This window comes from Escherichia sp. E13S3 (assembly GCF_004212325.1).
Lineage (GTDB): Bacteria > Pseudomonadota > Gammaproteobacteria > Enterobacterales > Enterobacteriaceae > Escherichia.
Genome location: NZ_RHJR01000004.1, coordinates 333878 through 352853 on the forward strand (window position 1 = coordinate 333878; position 18976 = coordinate 352853).

Below are 18976 nucleotides of genomic sequence, written 5' to 3' on the forward strand. Positions count from 1 at the left end.
TATCTTTTATTTAAAAACCCCATAACTTTACAGTTATGGGGGAATCACATTAGAGATACGTGATCTGGAACGTTGTTAGCGTTTCAAACGGAGCCGGAGTTGGTGTTACCGCAGCAGTTTCACCTACTAACCAGGCTTTAAATTTCAGCGTTTGTTTCTGTTTGCCTTTACCCGTTGAACTGTCCATTGCGATGGCCTGATCGATACCTTTGCCCAGGTCATAGCCTTTACCACGCTGGTCGCCAATCACCAGACTTACGTTTGGAACTTCGGTGCCATTATCCAGGTTAGACAGGGAGTAATTATTTGGATTACCGGAATATGGATTACCGGTAAATGTCGTGGTCATCGTTGTTTCAGTATTGAAATTGCAATCCTGTAAACGAATCTGGAAATCCTTTGGTGTGGTAGTTTTGCCACCCGTTAAAGAACCGGTACCGATGCTCCCCATATCCACTTCCAGCTTATGGTCATCAGGAACAATTGAGCACGGAGAGTCTTCAATTATACCGAAAAATCTCACTGTACCGTTGTTCCCTGCGGCTACGACCGATGCTGAAGTCAGCGCCCCCATAAGCATTGCTGTGGCGACGGCTGCTTTTACAAACTTACTCATTATTTGTCCTTAAATCATAAATAATTAAAATGTCAGCCAACTGACATATTAATACTGAATATAATAACTTTCAGTGTAATTTGCAGTGGCTTATAACCCACCATTGAATAGGATTTCTGAGGTCACGTGAGATGATATTCTTTGGCGTGGCGAGCATGTTGATATTATAGAGCGCGTGACACAATTTAAATTTACTAACAACAATATTTAGAAATATTTAAATGATTAACAAAACAAATAACATTTGAGAATTTCCCTGGAATTACGTGATAAATGACTAAAATATGGTATAAACACATCATGGAGTGAATGATTAAAGAGCAAAAAACAACCAACAACAAATAACACGATTGTATTTTTATTTTTTGCCGATACAATATTAAAACACTATAATTAATATAAAATCAAGACCAAAAAATATCTCTTTTCTACTCTCTTATTCTGCGTTCACAGTGGTTAACTCTGGAAATAAAATACAAGAAAAGGTAATGAATATTTCTAGATGTAACTTTATGCAAATCGGCGATTAAACGCTAAAAAGATGCCATCTGCATCGTTATGGGGAGAATTTCAATAAGGTATGAACAATTCAGGCCCGATAGCTTGCGCCATCGGGCACTTTACGATCACATCAGATTGCTTTTGCCATTTTCAAATTACACGGGCTCATCTGCCAGTTGAACTCGCCTTTTCCGCTTTCATCAAGCGTTACGCTGGCAATGGCCGAAGTGGTAAACATAGGCGGCGTTTCGCCCGGACATAACTCGGCAACCAGATACCCGACTAACGGTAAGTGGGAGATAACCAGTACCGAAGCGACACCTTCGTTGGTCAGCGCCTGTAAATATGCACTGACCAGCCCTACATCGCCGCAGGGTGTCAACTCCGGCAGAACTTCCACGTTGGAAGGCAGGTTCATACAATCACCTACTTCCTCCAGTGTTTGCTCGGCTCGCAGGAACGGGCTCACCAGAACACGTTCGACTTCCACTTTTTGACCTTTCAACCAGTTCGCCATCAGGCGAGATTCGTCACAACCGTTAGTGGTCAGAGGACGAACCGAATCACTGGCGGCATCGAGGGCTGCGTCGCCGTGACGCATGATAAAAACTTGCATATTGCACCGCTTTTGTTAACCAGATTCGCCCGCCTTGTTTCATCTGAAACCAGAGAAACAAGGCGGTGGCCGGCATTGTGCCTTATCCATTCACCGAATGAAACGCTGTTTTTTACCTCAATGGCGCAAGTATAGTCAACATGCGTTTACATTTTGACCAACCCTCCGCCATTCAGCGCGGATTCATATAGCTTTGACCCTTTTATTGAGGGTCAGTTGCACTTGTTTTCCAAAAACTTTCCCCGCGCTCGCTCATCTCTAATAAACGCTCGCAAGGGGTAAAACGAGAACCATACTGCGTGGCCAGTCGTTGCATTGTTGCAACGACTTCCCCCGCGCCGAGAGCATCGATATATCGGAACGGGCCACCAAGAAACGGTGGGAAGCCTATTCCAAATACCGCGCCAATATCCCCGTCACGCACACTTCGGATAACCTGCTCGTCCAGACAACGTACTGCTTCATTCAGCATCAACATCACACACCGTTCAGCAACCTGCGGTGCGGAGAGTCGCCCCTGCCCTTGTACACCAATTAGCGGGTAAATGGCGGGATCGACCTGTTTTTTGCTTTTACGCCCTTTTTGGCCATAAAGATAGAAACCTCGGCCATTTTTTCTGCCTTTGCGATCATCATTCAAAATTGAAGAAACAACATTTGCAGGCGCGCTAAAACGTTCTCCATAAGTTGCTTCCAGTACAGGAATAATTTTAGTCCCAGTATCAATTCCTACCTCATCCAAAAGTTGGATTGGCCCCACCGGAAAACCAAATTTCACCAGCGCGGCATCAATATGCTCAACACGTTCGCCTTCGGTCAACATGCGGATAGCTTCATTAATATACGGCGCCAGGATGCGATTGACATAAAACCCAGCTTTATCCTTTACCACAATCGGCGTTTTGCCCTGTTTTTTCGCCAGTTTTACCGTGGTGGTGATGGTTTTCGCCGATGTCCCCGTATGAGGAATGATTTCCACCAGCGGCATTTTTTCCACCGGGCTGAAGAAATGCAGGCCGATAACTTGCTCTGGTCGCGTGGCGTGCGCGGCAATATCGCTAATCGGTAAAGAGGACGTGTTCGAGGCAAAAATGGTATGAGAAGCGCAGTTTTGCTCAACTTCTGCCACCATCTGCTGTTTTAATTCGAGATTTTCAAACACCGCTTCAATAATCAGATCTCGATGGGCAAAGCCACGGTAATCCGTCGTCCCCGAAATTAAAGCCAGTTGCTTGTCGCGTTCGCTGGCTTTGAGATGACGACGGCGCACTTTACCCTCCAGCTGCTCCCAACTGTATTTCAGCGCATGATTTATGCCCTGGGCATTGATATCTTTAATTCTTACCGGCAGACCCGCTTTACAGGCAGTAACGTAGGCAATTCCACCGCCCATCAACCCGCCGCCTAAAATCCCCACGCTGTTTAATGGCGCAAGAGGAGCATCACTGCCGGGATCTTTCTTCACTTCAGTACTGGCAAAAAAGATATTGCGCAGCGCCTGCGATTGCGGCGTCATCGCCAGTTCACCAAACGCCCGAGCTTCGGCGTCATAGCCACTGCTGGTCCCCTGCGCTAAACCGGTTTCAATAACGTCAAGAATGCGTTTTGTCGCTGGATAGTTACCCTGAGTTTTTTGCTCTGTTTTCTTGCCTACCATTTTGAACAACAATGCACGACCTAACGGCCCCGCCAGAATACGCTCGCGTACAGGTAGAGGGCGGGAAGATGGACGATCCTGCTTTGCCAGCTCAACAGCGGCTTCCAGCAAAATGGAGTGCGGAACGACGTCATCCACCAGCCCCAACTTTAATGCCTGTTTCGCCCGAAGTTGTTTTCCGGTGAGGATCATCTCTAATGCTGTGCTGACACCTGTCAGGCGTGGCAAACGCTGAGTTCCGCCTGAACCTGGCAATAATCCAAGCTGAACCTCCGGCAAACCGAGCACAGTTTTAGGATCGTCAGTACAGACACGGCCATGACATGCCAGCGCCAGCTCCAGCCCGCCCCCCAGGCAAGCGCCGTGAATAGCGGCAATAACCGGAACAGGCAGAGCATGAATCTCCGCCATCAACTGTTGGCCCTGCCGCGCCAGTGCTTCCGCTTCTTGCGCCGTTTTGCAGTTACCGATCATGTTGATGTCTGCGCCAGCAATGAAGTTGTCTGGTTTAGCGGAGACAAACACCACGCCGCGCAACTCTTTGTTTTCACGGAGTTGCTTAATAATGGCGCGCACCTGCGAGGCAAATTCCGCCTTCAGGGTATTCATTTTCTCGCCGGGAACATCAATGGTGATAATGGCAATGTTGTCCAGACGGACGCTGAGGGTAAACGCTGATGCCATTTCCATTATTCCGCCTCCACAACCATTGCCGCGCCAAGCCCACCTGCAGCACAGGCAGTCACCAAACCAAACCCACCGCCGCGACGCCGCAGTTCATGTAAGGTCTGAGTAATCATCCGCGCGCCGGTAGCCGCGAAGGGATGGCCATAAGCAATCGAGCCGCCAAGCACGTTAAATTTGCTATCGTCAACTTCGCCAGTGGCATGTGCACGCCCCAGTACGTCGCGAGCAAAACGTTCGCTGCCAAGCAACTGAATATTGGCCAACGTCTGGGCGGCAAACGCTTCGTGCATATCAATCAACGTCAGATCGGCCATTGTCAAACCAGCACGTTCCAGCGCCAGCGGTGTTGACCAGGCCGGACCGAGCAGCATGTCCTGCCAGACATCAATAGCGGTAAATGCGTAGCTGCGCAGATATCCCAGCGGCACCAGCCCTAATTCTTTCGCCCGGGATTCAGTCATCAGGATCACCGCTGCCGCGCCATCGGTCAGCGGCGTACTGTTTGCCGCCGTTACCGTTCCGTGTTTGCGATCAAACGCCGGGCGCAGCTTTGCGTAATCGGCAAGCGTGGAATTGCCGCGAATATTATTATCTTCCGCAAGAGGCTGTTTATAAGGCGGGATATAAGCGGTCATGACTTCTTCTTTTAATTTACCGTCTGACCACGCCTGGGCGGCACGTTGATGCGAACGGTGGGCCAACGCATCTTGCTGTTCACGGGTGATGCCGTACGTTTTCGCCATTTGTTCGGCGGTGTCGCCCATCCGTAATCCAGTGGAGTATTCCGCCACTGCCGGAGGCACCGGCATTAAGTCACGCAAACGTAAGCGAGAAAAAAGTTTCAGGCGCTGGCTCATGGTTCGAGCTTTGTTGACATCAACCAGCACGCGCGCCAGTTTTTTACTGACGCCAATTGGCAATACGGAAGAGGAATCTGCCCCGCCGGCAATCCCCGCTCGAATAGTTCCCGCCATCAGGCTTTCTGCAACGTTTGCAACCGCCTGGAAACTGGTAGCGCAAGCGCGGCTGACGCTGTAAGCATCGGTATGCACATTCATTCCAGTACCGAGAACAATTTCACGCGCAATGTTGGGCGCTTCCGGCATTTGCACAACCTGACCGAAGACCAGTTGCTCAATCACTTCTGCGGGAATTTCGCTGCGTGCCAGCAATTCGCCCACAACCATCTTCCCCAAATCAACAGCAGGAATGCCATGAAAAGCCGTCGCCTGGCGGGCAAAAGGCGTACGTAACCCGCTAACGATGGCGATACGATCGCCCTGACGGGTAATCAGCGGTAAAACCTGACCCATAACACTCCCCTGTAAAAAAAAATATAAAGTGGTCTGACCTGATCATAGTCTTAACCATTTTTTTACATTTAGCCAAGCGGAGAAAAGGGAAAGTGGGAGCTATGACACAGTGAAGACAGGAGAAAGAAAAGAAAACGCCCCTGCCTGTTGCTGGCAGGGGCGTACGTACCCGAGAGGAATTAACGCAGACCCAGCTGGAAGATCAGCATTTCAGCTTCGCAGGCAAAAGTGAAATCGATATCCAGGCGCACACCGTCAGACTCTTCAGTGAAAGTCGGGGTGATTTTGCACGGTTCGGATTCCACGCTACGGGCTTTTTCAGTCAGCGCCGCCAGCGTTTGTTCTGCTTCTGCGCGGTTTGCAAACACGCGGCTGTAAGACGCGGTGCAGTCGGAGTTGTCCATAATGGTGCCAACATCCATACAGCAGCAAACCGGGGTTTCATCAGCACTACATTTACTCATCGTTGATTTCCTCTGTATGTGCACCTAAGGTGCCAGATAAACGTTGCGGATATTTTACGCTTCTGAAAAGTGCCACTCCAGTTGTTAATTCTGCAAAATCGGATAAGTGACCGAAATCACACTTAAAAATGATCTAAAACAAAATTCACCCAAATCTATGAGTGCGCCACCTCCAAATTTTGCCAGCTGGATCGCGTTTCTTAGATCATATTTGAAAAAACATAGAAACATACTTGCAACATTCCATCTGGTCCGACCTATACTCTCGCCACTGGTCTGATTTCTAAGATGTACATCAGACCCTACACTTCGCGCTCCTGTTACAGCACGTAACATAGTTTGTATAAAAATAAATTATTGAGGTTATGGTCATGAGCCAGAAAACCCTGTTTACAAAGTCTGCTATCGCAGTCGCAGTGGCACTTATCTCCACCCAGGCCTGGTCGGCAGGCTTTCAGCTAAACGAATTTTCTTCCTCAGGCCTGGGCCGGGCTTATTCAGGGGAAGGCGCAATTGCCGATGATGCCGGTAACGTCAGCCGTAACCCCGCGTTGATTACCATGTTTGACCGCCCAACTTTTTCAGCGGGCGCGGTTTATATTGATCCGGATGTGAATATCAGCGGAACTTCTCCGTCTGGTCGTAGCCTCGACGCAGATAACATCGCACCTACGGCATGGGTTCCGAACGCACACTTTGTTGCGCCGATTAATGACCAATTTGGTTGGGGGGCTTCCATTACCTCTAACTATGGTCTGGCAACAGAATTTAACGACACTTATGCAGGCGGTTCTGTCGGCGGTACAACTGACCTTGAAACCGTGAACATGAACTTAAGCGGTGCCTACCGCTTAAACAACGCCTGGAGTTTCGGTCTTGGTCTGAACGCCGTCTATGCTCGTGCGAAAATTGAACGTTTCGCGGGCGATCTGGGGCAACTGGTTGCTGGTCAGATTATGCAATCTCCCGCCGGGGCGACTCTACAAGGACAGCAACTGGCAGGCATGGCTAATAGTATCCCAAGCGATGAGAAAATTGCCCATCTGAATGGTAACAAATGGGGCTTTGGCTGGAATGCCGGCATCCTGTATGAACTGGATAAAAATAATCGCTACGCGTTGACCTACCGTTCTGAAGTTAAAATTGACTTCAAAGGTAACTACAGTAGCGATCTGCCAATTGCTATTAACAACTACAATTTCGGTCTGCCAACGGCTACGGGCGGAGCTACGCAGTCAGGTTATCTGACGCTAAATCTGCCTGAAATGTGGGAAGTGTCTGGTTATAACCGTGTCGCGCCGCAGTGGGCGATTCACTATAGTCTGGCTTACACCAGCTGGAGTCAATTCCAGGAGTTGAAAGCTACGTCCACCAGCGGTGATACGCTGTTCCAGAAGCATGAAGGCTTTAAAGATGCTTACCGCATCGCACTGGGTACCACTTATTACTACGATGATAACTGGACCTTCCGTACCGGTATCGCCTTCGATGACAGCCCCGTTCCGGCACAGAACCGTTCGATTTCCATTCCGGATCAGGACCGTTTCTGGCTGAGCGCAGGTACGACATATGCATTTAATAAAGATGCATCTGTTGATGTTGGTGTCTCTTATATGCACGGTCAGAGCGTGAAGATCAACGAAGGCCCGTATCAGTTCGAATCTGAAGGTAAAGCCTGGCTGTTCGGTACTAACTTTAACTACGCGTTCTAATAACACGTTAGTTTAATAACAAAAAAGGTGAGTTTTTCAACTCACCTTTTTTATTGGCTTCTTATTCAGAATCGATATCTTTTAAATCATCCTGAATCGCTTGCGCGTTCGGGTTTTCCTGCGGTTTGAGCTCTCCGCCATTGGCGATGAAATCATGACGCTGGAAGTACGCCTCGCGCACCATGACGTAAGGATCGGACGACTGACGAAGCAGGCCATCAGAATCCAGCAGTTGCGCACGCGTTTCGATACCTTCAAGTGTCCATTTACCTACCGACATCGGCCAGGTCAACCACGAAAGTACTGGATAGAGGCCATCAGCCATATCACCGCCGTCATCACGCAGCGTGAAGCTACCGTAGAACGGTAACTGAACATAAGGCCCATACCCCACGCCATAGTGACCGAGCGTGCTACCAAAACGGTGAGGTTCCGTTCGTTGCAGTTTCGGATTCGCCATCCCTGCAACATCAATAAAACCGCCCATCCCCAAAATAGTGTTCAGGAAAAAGCGGGTAAAGTGGACCATCCCCTGATAAGGGTCGCCCTGCAGGAAGTAGTTAACCATCACTGCAGGTTCTTCAAGGTTGCCAGTAAAGTTGCTTAACCCATTACGTGCCGGTTGCGGAACATAATCACGCCACACGACAGCCACCGGTCGAACCACATACGGGTCTAACACATTGAAGTTAAAATTGTACATAGTGCGGTTGAACCCTTCTAACGGGTCAGAACGCCCTTGCTGATCTGTTCCGGAACTCGCACACCCCACCAGAAGCGTAGTTCCCAGAGCAAGCGCCGACAGGCGAAGCTTCATAAATGTCTCCCTGTTTTTTTTATGGCTTATGCAGTTTGCCATCCATGACGGAACGATACCGTATCCGCCTGTTTAGGTGTGGGCGATTGTAACAGCACGCCAAATGATGTCCATACGCCCTGTTTTGCTGATTTGATCATAGCCTGGTAATCACCGACCTGTAGGCTACTTGATTCTATAGAAACAGAAAAAGGCAAACGTTGCCTTTTATTCATTTTCAGAGTAACTCCCGCCAGTTGCGAGCAAAAAAGCCGCTACGCTTTAGCTATACGTGCTAATCAAGAGAACTCACCATGGATAACGATAAAATTGATAAACACAGTGACGAAATTGAAGTCGAGAGTGAAGAAAAAGAGCGCGGAAAAAAAATTGAAATAGATGAAGATCGGCTCCCTTCCCGGGCAATGGCTATCCACGAACATATTCGTCAGGACGGCGAAAAAGAGCTGGAACGCGACGCAATGGCGCTACTGTGGTCAGCTATTGCAGCAGGTCTGTCGATGGGGGCGTCGCTACTGGCAAAAGGGATCTTTCATGTCGAACTGGAAGGCGTGCCGGGGAGTTTCTTGCTGGAGAATCTCGGTTATACCTTTGGTTTTATTATCGTTATTATGGCACGCCAGCAATTATTCACCGAGAATACAGTTACTGCGGTACTGCCCGTAATGCAAAAACCGACAATGGGCAATGTTGGTTTATTGCTGCGACTTTGGGGCGTTGTTCTGTTAGGTAATATTCTGGGAACGGGTATTGCGGCGTGGGCTTTTGAGTATATGCCTATTTTTGATGAAGAAACCCGCGATGCGTTTGTCAAAATCGGCATGGATGTGATGAAGAACTCGCCCAGCGAGATGTTTGCCAATGCGATCATTTCCGGCTGGCTAATAGCTACTATGGTATGGATGTTTCCGGCGGCGGGTGCGGCAAAAATAGTAGTGATTATTTTGATGACCTGGCTTATCGCCCTGGGAGACACCACTCATATCGTTGTCGGTTCCGTAGAGATCCTCTATCTGGTATTTAACGGCACACTACACTGGAGCGATTTTGTCTGGCCATTTGCGCTTCCCACTCTGGCGGGAAACATCTGTGGCGGCACCTTTATCTTCGCGTTGATGAGTCATGCGCAAATTCGCAACGACATGAGCAATAAGCGAAAAGAAGAAGCACGTCAGAAAGCAGAACGTGCGGAAAACATTAAGAAAAATGATAAAAATCCGGCATGAGTGGCGAGCGTTTAAGCAATCGAGCGGCAGTGTACTTACCCCGCAGTCCATTAGCGGGTATACTCATGCCGCGCTGTCCTCTTAGTTAAATGGATATAACGAGCCCCTCCTAAGGGCTAATTGCAGGTTCGATTCCTGCAGGGGACACCAGTATCAGTTCGCCCCATCCGTACCAGTCCGCAAAATCCCCTGAATATCAAGCCTTCCGAATCCACCGTTCGTCATGGTCCGAGTCAGATCGTAACAGCCGCACTCCATGACGGGTAAAAAGTGGATAAAGTTATTTTACCCACCGGATTTTTACCCATGCATACCGTTAAACAGATTGAAGCAGCAAAGCCGAAAGAAAAACTGAGGAGGCTGCCCATCGCACTCTTTATCCTTGCTTGCCGCAAGTTGGCAGAAGTCAGCAACGCGAACGTGATGGACGCTGCTGTCCAGGTGTTTCGCATACATGTCAAAACACCTTCGACGGGCAGTGCTTACATATCACTGCCCGTTACTTCTGCACGGCCTGTCAGATCACGTAGGCCGTGGTGACGTTTTCAACCCACAGAGGCGGATTAACGAGTTAATGTTCTTCAGCCTTTCAGCACTCAACCTTGAGGATCATCCTGGCTTAGTGATCTCGCTTCAATCCCCGTTGTCAGCGGGTTACATCACCCTGCGGGCATGCCGCAGGTCACTGCCGCTCAGGTTCTCCCCCATCACCCCCGGTGGGATTGTTGGGTTTCTCATCGTGAGTTATCGGTTCAATATTCCAGACAGACTCGTGGTTTATTTGAGCCTCCATGCTCGCCCTGAACTCCGGGCACACTATACGTTACGTCGCCACATCACACTTAATTTGGCTCTGTCACGGCGAACTGCCGTTCAAGATAGTTAGGGATAGCAACATGTTCATGACCGACTCGCCTGTACCGGTGAGTCGGCTGCTGGCAACTGACCAGTCCCAACTCTTTCATAAGTCTGCCAGCAAGCCAGCGCCCCATCTGATAGCCTCTCTGGGTTGCCATTGTGGCGATGCTTCTTGCTCCTGCCGAACCGTGGCTGATGCTATGTAGCTCAGTACCTGACTGCGTAATACAGCCCGTCTGCCGCCTGGTTTTCCAGAACGGTTTTTCCAGTATTTGTAGCTACTGCGATGAACCCCGAACACGTGGCAGAGAGTGACCACAGGATAACGCGCCCTGAGTTTCCCGATTATCGAGAACTGTTAAGATAGTCCGACATCAAGAGCACGGTAGCCTTTTTTAATATTTCGTTTTCCATTTCAATTCGTTGTAGCTTTTTCTTTAGCTCACGTATTTCGATTTGTTCCGGAGTTATTGGGGAGGCTTTTGGTGTTTTTCCCTGACGCTATCACGCAGTTGTTTGCCCCATCTTGTCATTGTGGAAAGGCCGACATCCATAGCTTTGGCGGCATCTGCCACCGTTTAGTTCTGGACAACAACCAGTTGAGCGGATTCGCGTTTGAATTCAGGACTAGATTTTCGGCTTTTCATTTGTGCACCTGTATTGTTCTGAGGTGAGCATATCACCTCTGTTCAGATGAACAAATTAAATAAACCACTAAAATTCACAATAGACTTCCATTCATCTAACGAATTAAGTATTATCCCAATATTAAGGATAATCTAAAAATATAACCGCAGTTAAATTTTTGTACGCCCAAACTTACCAACATTAATGCTTATCAACATTAATACTTATCAACGTTAATACTTATAAACATTAATACTTACCAATATTAATACTTCTAGTTTTAACGTATTTTCGGAGGTTTCGATTATGGGGAGTAAAAATATTGCAATCGCAGGAGGCGGTTTTTTTGGTTTGTATCTGGCAGAACAACTTGCATTGAAGGGTTGTAAAGTTACAGTTTATGAGAAAAGTCAAGAACTCATGTCCCGAGCATCCTATGTTAATCAGGCTCGAGTGCACAATGGCTATCATTATCCACGCAGCATCTTGACAGCGTTACGCTCTCGTATCTCTTTCCCCCGTTTTGTTACTGAATTTCGCGACTGCATTGAAGATGATTTTGCCAAATATTACCTTGTTGCAGGTGCGTTAAGTAAAATAACAGGTGCACAATTTAGCCGATTTTGTCAACGTATAGGTGCTGAATGTGAAGATGCTCCTCCGTCAGTGAAACGTTTGATTAATCCTGTACTTATCGATGCGGTGTTTACCACCCGTGAGTATGCATTTGATTCCCATAAGCTGCGTAATACAATGCTACAACGGCTTTCAGCGGCAAAAGTTACTATTGTAACGGACGCGGTTGTTGAAAAAGTTAGCAAATCTGGTGAGGGGTTAGAGGTAATCACAACAATATCTGGACAACCAGATATTAGCTATGTTGATCATCTTTTCAATTGTACTTATTCAAGAATTAATTATCTCTTGAATGGCTCTGAGCTTACATTAATTCCCCTTCGTCATGAAATGACGGAAATGTGCCTTGTAACTGTTCCAGACGAGCTAAAAAAAATGGGGTTAACACTAATGTGTGGCCCATTTTTTTCTGTTATGCCATTCCCACCAGCTCAACTACATTCCTTCAGCCATGTTCGATACACCCCCCATTACCAATGGAATGACAGACCAAATAAACCTTACGAGGATGCATATAGAAAGTATGAACTGAATGAACGGCATTCGGCCTGGGGGCATATGATAAGAGATGCCACGCGTTATATCCCTTGTTTGAGTGAATGCCAATATCAAAGCTCTATCTGGGAAGTAAAAACAATCCTTCCACGAAGTGATAGCGATGATTCTCGCCCAATTTTATTTCGCCCGAATTATATATTGAAGGGGCTTCACTGCGTGATGGGTGGGAAAATTGACAATATTTATGATGCTCTACATGAAATAGAACGCGTGATCGAGTTGAGTTGATAAAAATGAAAAGTGAATCTTTTGTATCAGTCGTTATTGTCATTCCAGACCACTTGAATGATATCTATACTCCTTTATCTAAACTAGCCTCACTTCTGGATACGCTATACAGTGATTACGAATTAGTCGTTATAGCACCGGGGTTAGACAATACTAGTGCACAGGTAGAAGATCGTGTGTTGAAGGATATTCCTTGTGTACGAATAATCCAGCTATCCACTCCCGTATTTCATGATGTTGCGTTAGCGGCTGGATTAGAAAGTGCTATCGGTGATTTTGTTGTTTTATGGAATCCACTGGCCGATCCGGTAGAAGTCGTACCTCAAAGTGTTAACAAATGTCGTGAAGGTGCCGATGTCGTAATTGGTGTCTCGAATAGCGTTCGTTCACTACGTTATCGGATACTTCGTCGACTCATGAATGTTGCATTGCGCACCATAGATTATGAGATTCCTTCTAACTCAACGGGGTTACGTTGTTTAAGCCGTCGCGCTGTAAATGCCGTTACTCGAATCGGGCGATTTCACCACCAATTCTATCTTCGTATTCACAAAACCGGCTATCCAGCCGAAGCCCTCATCTACAAACCTCTGAAACAATCAGAGGGCGCCGGGGTAGTAAAATCATTGCATCGATTGATGCACTTGGTAATATTTAACTCCACGAAGCCGCTACGTTGGATGTCTATTCTCGGTTTCGGCGGAAGTCTTGCAGGTTTTCTATTTGCTTGTTATAGCGTGTTGATCCATCTGTTCAGTGGACTTGTTGTTGAAGGCTGGACAACGTCTATATTAGTTGTAACTTCATTATTTATAATTCAGTTCGTCATGATGGCTTTTTTTGGCGAGTATTTGGGACGCCTGCTGGATGAAAGCAACTCACAGGCAGAGTATGCAGTGGTTTATGAACGAACAAGTGAGGTCATGGTTAATACCGATAGGTTTAATGTTATGCACACTTCTCTGTCACCAGAGTCTAATTATGTACAAACTGGTCGTGATGGTTTAACACCACAGGCTATGGGGGAAGAATGGACGCATTGATTGGATATTCCGGTTTTGTCGGTACAACTTTATTAAGACAACGTCGTTTCGATGCACTATATCGCTCAACCAACATCGACGAAATTGTTGGAAAAACATTTGATACTGTAGTTTGTGCCGGTGCCCCTGCACAAAAATGGCTTGCAAATAAAGATCCTGCCGACGACATAAAAAAAATCAATAACCTAATTGAAAAATTAAAAACCATATCTTGTCAAAAATTTATTTTGATTAGTACTGTGGATGTATTTAAAGATCCAGTTAATGTTGATGAGACTACATCAATCGAAACAGAAGGATTGCATGCTTATGGTGCACACAGATATTATTTAGAACAATTTGTTAGCAAACAATTCCCTGACAATCTAATTATACGATTACCAGGCCTCGTTGGGCCAGGTCTCAAAAAAAACATTATCTATGATTTTTTGCATAAAAATAATATTTTACAAATTGAAAGTCGTAGTGTTTTTCAATTTTACCCGATGATCAACTTGTGGCATGACATTAACATTGCGCTACAACATAAATTATCACTGGTACATTTGACTGCGGCACCAATAAGCGTCGCTGATATAGCACAACATAGTTTTGGCTTCGAGTTTTGCAATCACATTCAGGATAAACCTGGATATTACGATATGAAAAGTTGCCATAGCCACCTATTTACTAACGATCATGACTATCAGTATAACCGTCGTGAATCATTGATGGCAATACGCGCTTATGCACAATCTGAAATAGGCAGTAATTAAAATGAGACTTTCAATCTCAGGTTTGGCCTGGAATATAACCAATGATGATTCTATCTGTCACCTACTACATTCCAGACAGATTGATGCAATAGACATTGTCCCTGGGAAATACTTCCCCAATCCGTTAGATGCTAGTGAACGCGAAATATTTGCCGTTCGTAATTACTGGCATGACAATGGAATTTCATTAGTTGGCATGCAATCATTATTATTTGGAACCCAAGGGTTAAATCTTTTTTCAACCAACGAAGTACAAAAAAAAATGTTGGTTCACTTACAGGCTATCAGTCGTATTGCTGCTGGTTTAGGAATTCCAGCATTAGTGTTTGGATCACCTAAAAACCGCGACCGAAAGGGATTATCAGATAGTATCACTATTGAAACTGCAATAAATTTCTTTAATCATCTTGGTGATATTGCACGGCAAGAAGGCGTTTATTTTTGCCTTGAACCTAACCCAGTCTGTTACGGGGCAAACTTTATGATTGACAGTGCTGAAACTGCTTTTGTTGTTCGGCAAGTAAATCACCCAGCAATTAAAATGCAGCTGGATACTGGTGCCATCATAATTAACAAAGAAAATATTAATGATATCCTTCAGCAAGACGCTGACATTATAGGTCATATTCATCTCAGTGAACCAGATCTGGCTCCTTTAGGCTGTAGTGGTGCGAACCATACACATATTGCTAATGCTCTCTATCACGCATTACCGAACTCTATTGCAACAATCGAAATGCTCGATCCACAAAATAAGCATTCGCTCTCCTCTATTGAGGATGCTCTTGATTTCGCAATTTCTCATTATCGCCAGTAGAAAGGGGGAATAGCATGAAGTGGCTCATTTTAATTCTTGGCATATTTTCTAATGCCTCGGCCAGTGTTCTTATAAAATTAGCAATAACCCCTCCCAGAAGGCTCCCAAGTCTGGCTGAACCTCTTGCCGCGCTTGCAAATTGGCCATTATGGTTAGGGATATTTCTATATGGAATTGCCTTTTTGTTATATGCTGTTACACTGGCATTTTTACCTTTGAATGTAGCACACCCAATACTGACCTCTGGTGCAATTGCCTGTGTCGCATTATTCTCTGTCATTATTTTCCGCGAACCAGTTTACTGGTCTACCATTACTGGAATTCTGTTGGTGATGAGTGGTGTCGCCCTTATTACCCTTAAAGTTAAGTAAACATTATGACTGAATTCATATCTCAAACACTTCGCGCCAAATGGCAAGTCCCTGCCTACGAAAACCAAATGTGGCTTGGTAAAAAACACAATTATTGCGTCGTTATCCCCGTAATTAACGAAGGCAATCGTATACATAACCTATTAGCAAGAATGGCTGCCATAAATGTATCAACTTATGCGGATATAATTATTGTTGATGGTGGTAGCACCGATGGTTCTCTGAATCCCAATATCCTACAGGAAAAAGGCGTTCGTGGTCTAATACTGAAAACAGCACCGGGTAAGCTAAGCGCACAGCTAAGATGTGCCTATGCTTTTGCTCTTGAGCGAGGTTATGAAGGCATTGTGACTATTGATGGAAATGACAAAGATGATCCTGTAGCTATTCCACAATTTATCACAGCTCTAAAAAATGGTGTACATTTCGTCCAAGCGTCTCGTTTCCTTAATGGTGGTTTAGCAGAAAATACTCCTCTCACCCGAGATATTGCAATACGTTTTATCCATGCGCCTATGCTTAGTTTCTTTTCAGGATTTAAATGGACAGATACCACTCAAGGATTTAGGGGTTATAGTAGTAAAATGTTGCTTGACGAGCGTGTTGCACCGTTCCGAGATATTTTCTCATCTTATGAACTACTGGCATATCTTTCATACCGAGTCCCACAACTTGGTTATCGTTGCTTAGAAATTCCGACCATTCGTCGTTATCCTAAAGGTGAAATACCTACAAAAATAAATGGAATCAAAGGAAATTTTTCCGTATTGATTGTCTTATTTAAAGCGTGTTTTGGATTTTATAATCAGAGAAAAGGAAAATGAGAAATATAAACATCAGCAGTTATATTATTTTAATAATATTTGGCATGCTAATTTTGGCTATGCGTTATACGACTCCAATCATCAACCCCTGGCTTTATGCGGAAGATGGCGTCTGGGTTGCTAATGCATTGAATCATGGTTGGCTAGAAACCTTCATTAATGCCAGAGAAGATTATTTTGTATTCTTTAATATTTTCTTTTTGTTTGTATCAACATCAATCAGCAGTATTATAAGCGGGAGCCCATTATTACTTCTTCCGCAATCCCTAGCTATAGTATCGTATTTTTTCTATAGTCTAATGGCCGTTATGGCTTTTCATTTAATCATTAAAATATCCAATCCATTATTTTCTATTTTAGCATACTTCATAGCTCTCTTATTGCCTTTAGGTCATTCTCAATCTGAAAATATCGGTCATTTGCTACAAATTGGTTTTTATATGCCAGCTATAGCGAGTGCTCTTATTATACAGAGAGAGTACGTCAATAAAAAAACTGCCAAAATTATTATTGACATAATGATCTGGTTAACTGCCGCAACAAACCCTGTCGTATTTATAATTGTAGGGGGTTATTATTTCTTCAAGTTATTGAATGTTAAAAATAAATATATTTTAATTAAGGATATGCTACCTTTAGCTATATCCATGGTCATATTAGCTTTATTTATACTTCCTCGACTCAATGGTTCTGGTGGACTTGGTGACTATGGTTATAATCCTAATAATATTATTGAAATGGTAACGGCTCGACTACTCCTTTATCCATTTATATTTCCGTGGTACGAAAAATTAAATGATTCAATATCGATAATCCTATCATTTGTATATATTATTTTTTGTACAACAATTATTTTTAAAACTAAAGATATAACAATAAAAAGACATTTACTTACTTTAGCGATCGCACTTTTCATTTGTCTTGTTACGACTGTTTTTGGTAGAATCGGTCTTAGCGATCTCCTGAATAACTATCAAACTACATTTCCCGATAGATATTTTGTAGGAACAAACTTTCTCTCTATCTTATTGTTCATAGCATGTTTATCTCAATGTAATTTCTCAAAGCTAATCAGTTATTTATCTTATTTTATTTCCGGAGTGTTATTGTGTATTTATATTGTGAATGCAGACCTAATATCAGAAAGTGAAATGGCGAAGAAAAACATTTTTTTAAATGATCATTTTTATTATTCAATATGTCACGCTGAAAAAATTGATAACGCACATTCAGCCATACAAATCAAACCAGCAAACTGGGTTATGATTGTTCCAACAAACTTAATTAGCGAAATTCACTGCCACTAAAGTATTGCATGATTTATGCCCCGAAGCAGGGGCTTTAATTTTACTGGTCACTTAATACAAATGACCAGAAACTAGCGATTCTTTTTTTAGCCGATACAGACTCAGAACTTCTTTTTACTTTCCAGATTCAGCTCTTGTATCGTCTTAACTGCTTTGTCCTGATAACGGTCATCTTCTGTATTTTATATTGAATGGCATCCAGACAGACGATAGAACTTTTCCAGCGGACGTTGTTGCCACTGGTTTAACTCAGAAATGGCCTTATTTGTCATGGCGATGATGGTCATAGCGGGCACGCTTAAAGCATATAAATCTTCAATCTCACTGCAGAGATCCTGCAGCGTCCCCCAGGCACAACAAGAGAATGATAATCCGTTCGAGCTTATCGGGGAACGTTATCTGGCGCCTTTTCACTAATTGGGAGTCAACCGAGTGATTAGAGTCGCGTGACGTAGTCCATTCGAAACTGCCCGTTGTGGCTTTAATAATCTTTTACTGGAACCGTTTTTAGATCTGGCTTCCAACTACTGAACCAGACGAGAGCCAAATTCCGCAGTCAATGCAGCTGAGGTTAACTGTTCGATTAAATGGTCTAAATGCCGTCTTCATCCGTTAGCTCCGGGCTGAAGCACCTAAGGGTTTTATCAAAATCGAAGGGCCGGTACATACGTCATTCCTTTCTGAATGCAATTTACTGAAATGCCATAGAATTTCTAACACTCTCTTTTTTCGTGTTTGTACACAATTCTATGCAAAGACCTTTTATCGGAAATGACGTAAAAACGGCCACTAACTCAACAATAACGATCATGTCCAGCCGATTGCTCTAAAGTGGCATTATATGTTCACGAAATGGATGGTCACAGGTGAACAATCTCTTCAGTTGGTGCTCTGAACACCTGCCATTAAAATTTTCGCTCCACTACCGCCTTCCATACCCCACCATAAAGCGAATCATCAATCCGCAGGCTGGTGCAAGAAACATAAATATTCCCGTGACCAACTCATTGCCACTGGTTAACCACATCGTGGAGTAATAAATGAGTGCGGCAAGGATGACCATGCCGAAGAATGAAGAGACAGCAGAAACTACATTTAATACCTGACCGATATATCCGCTAACGCAGACGATACACAGGGCGAGAAACATCCATAAATAAATCATAGCTCAACCTCCTGCCGTGCTAAAAAACGTGTTACTTCAATTGCTCCAATAGTAAGACAATTCTTAACCACTGGCAATTTCAGCAAAATATTAATAAAAACAATATATTATCGACATGACTGTAAATCACTGAAAAATATTCACTTGAGCAATAAATAATCACTAGCTGAAAATAATC

At 44.7% G+C, this 18976-nt stretch carries 18 protein-coding genes, 1 tRNA gene and 1 pseudogene; 10 read left to right on the top strand and 10 right to left on the bottom strand.

Features of this window, described 5'->3' with window-relative positions:
• Positions 1-49 precede the first annotated feature (49 nt).
• From D9597_RS06860 to D9597_RS06880, 5 genes are all read right to left on the bottom strand, one after another.
• Entirely contained in the window at positions 50-616 is a 567-nt protein-coding gene (locus D9597_RS06860) for a fimbrial protein (protein WP_130207292.1), read from the bottom strand.
• 631 nt (positions 617-1247) lie between these two features.
• Positions 1248-1733, bottom strand: coding sequence for a phosphohistidine phosphatase SixA (gene sixA, locus D9597_RS06865; protein ID WP_130216911.1), 486 nt, complete (start codon positions 1731-1733; stop codon positions 1248-1250).
• A gap of 202 nt (positions 1734-1935) precedes the next feature.
• Positions 1936-4080, bottom strand: a complete 2145-nt coding sequence (fadJ, locus tag D9597_RS06870) for a fatty acid oxidation complex subunit alpha FadJ (RefSeq protein WP_130221960.1) — start codon at positions 4078-4080, stop codon at positions 1936-1938.
• A complete protein-coding gene (gene fadI / locus D9597_RS06875; RefSeq protein ID WP_130221961.1) occupies positions 4080-5390 on the bottom strand; it encodes an acetyl-CoA C-acyltransferase FadI in 1311 nt (436 codons plus the stop codon). The genes fadJ and fadI overlap by 1 nt, the downstream gene beginning before the upstream one ends.
• A gap of 179 nt (positions 5391-5569) precedes the next feature.
• Positions 5570-5854, bottom strand: a complete 285-nt coding sequence (locus D9597_RS06880; RefSeq protein WP_001296261.1) for a YfcZ/YiiS family protein — start codon at positions 5852-5854, stop codon at positions 5570-5572.
• 371 nt (positions 5855-6225) lie between these two features.
• On the opposite strand from D9597_RS06880, the gene fadL reads away from it, so the two are divergent.
• The gene (fadL, locus tag D9597_RS06885) at positions 6226-7566 is read left to right on the top strand and encodes a long-chain fatty acid transporter FadL (protein WP_130221962.1); all 1341 of its coding nucleotides are present in this window, start codon (positions 6226-6228) and stop codon (positions 7564-7566) included.
• A gap of 61 nt (positions 7567-7627) precedes the next feature.
• Here fadL and mlaA read toward each other — a convergent pair whose 3' ends face one another.
• Positions 7628-8383, bottom strand: a complete 756-nt coding sequence (mlaA, locus tag D9597_RS06890; protein ID WP_130207304.1) for a phospholipid-binding lipoprotein MlaA — start codon at positions 8381-8383, stop codon at positions 7628-7630.
• 26 nt (positions 8384-8409) lie between these two features.
• Positions 8410-8598, bottom strand: a complete 189-nt coding sequence (locus tag D9597_RS06895; RefSeq protein ID WP_130221963.1) for a hypothetical protein — start codon at positions 8596-8598, stop codon at positions 8410-8412.
• Positions 8599-8676: 78 nt separating this feature from the next.
• Between D9597_RS06895 and D9597_RS06900 the strand changes: the two genes are divergently transcribed.
• Positions 8677-9609, top strand: coding sequence for a formate/nitrite transporter family protein (locus tag D9597_RS06900; protein ID WP_130207308.1), 933 nt, complete (start codon positions 8677-8679; stop codon positions 9607-9609).
• Positions 9610-9684: 75 nt separating this feature from the next.
• A tRNA-Arg gene (locus D9597_RS06905) sits at positions 9685-9759 on the top strand.
• A gap of 150 nt (positions 9760-9909) precedes the next feature.
• Here the strand turns inward: D9597_RS06905 and D9597_RS23085 are convergent.
• The gene (locus D9597_RS23085; RefSeq protein WP_165383532.1) at positions 9910-10065 is read right to left on the bottom strand and encodes a hypothetical protein; all 156 of its coding nucleotides are present in this window, start codon (positions 10063-10065) and stop codon (positions 9910-9912) included.
• A 389-nt stretch (positions 10066-10454) separates the two neighbouring features.
• Positions 10455-11114, bottom strand: a pseudogene (locus tag D9597_RS06920) (transposase); the annotation flags it as partial.
• Between the two features lie 286 nt (positions 11115-11400).
• Between D9597_RS06920 and D9597_RS06925 the strand changes: the two are divergent.
• From D9597_RS06925 to D9597_RS06955, 7 genes are read left to right on the top strand one after another with little or no spacing between them, the layout of a single operon-like run.
• On the top strand, positions 11401-12516 hold the full coding sequence (locus D9597_RS06925; protein ID WP_130221964.1) for an FAD-dependent oxidoreductase: 1116 nt from the start codon (positions 11401-11403) through the stop codon (positions 12514-12516).
• A gap of 5 nt (positions 12517-12521) precedes the next feature.
• The gene (locus D9597_RS06930) at positions 12522-13559 is read left to right on the top strand and encodes a glycosyl transferase family 2 (protein WP_130216897.1); all 1038 of its coding nucleotides are present in this window, start codon (positions 12522-12524) and stop codon (positions 13557-13559) included.
• The gene (locus D9597_RS06935; RefSeq protein WP_130221965.1) at positions 13547-14314 is read left to right on the top strand and encodes an NAD-dependent epimerase/dehydratase family protein; all 768 of its coding nucleotides are present in this window, start codon (positions 13547-13549) and stop codon (positions 14312-14314) included. Before D9597_RS06930 ends, D9597_RS06935 begins: the two co-directional genes overlap by 13 nt.
• A 1-nt stretch (position 14315) precedes the next feature.
• Positions 14316-15131 (top strand): TIM barrel protein, encoded by an 816-nt coding sequence (locus D9597_RS06940; RefSeq protein WP_130221966.1) that lies wholly within the window; start codon positions 14316-14318, stop codon positions 15129-15131.
• 14 nt (positions 15132-15145) lie between these two features.
• Positions 15146-15502 (top strand): multidrug transporter, encoded by a 357-nt coding sequence (locus D9597_RS06945; RefSeq protein ID WP_130216894.1) that lies wholly within the window; start codon positions 15146-15148, stop codon positions 15500-15502.
• Positions 15503-15507: 5 nt separating this feature from the next.
• A complete protein-coding gene (locus tag D9597_RS06950) occupies positions 15508-16326 on the top strand; it encodes a glycosyltransferase family 2 protein (protein WP_130207322.1) in 819 nt (272 codons plus the stop codon).
• Positions 16323-17633 (top strand): hypothetical protein, encoded by a 1311-nt coding sequence (locus tag D9597_RS06955; protein ID WP_130221967.1) that lies wholly within the window; start codon positions 16323-16325, stop codon positions 17631-17633. Before D9597_RS06950 ends, D9597_RS06955 begins: the two co-directional genes overlap by 4 nt.
• Positions 17634-18555: 922 nt before the next feature.
• Here D9597_RS06955 and D9597_RS06960 read toward each other — a convergent pair.
• Positions 18556-18798: a YfdY family protein gene (locus D9597_RS06960; RefSeq protein ID WP_130216891.1), complete on the bottom strand. Its 243-nt coding sequence runs from the start codon at positions 18796-18798 to the stop codon at positions 18556-18558.
• Positions 18799-18976 lie beyond the last annotated feature (178 nt).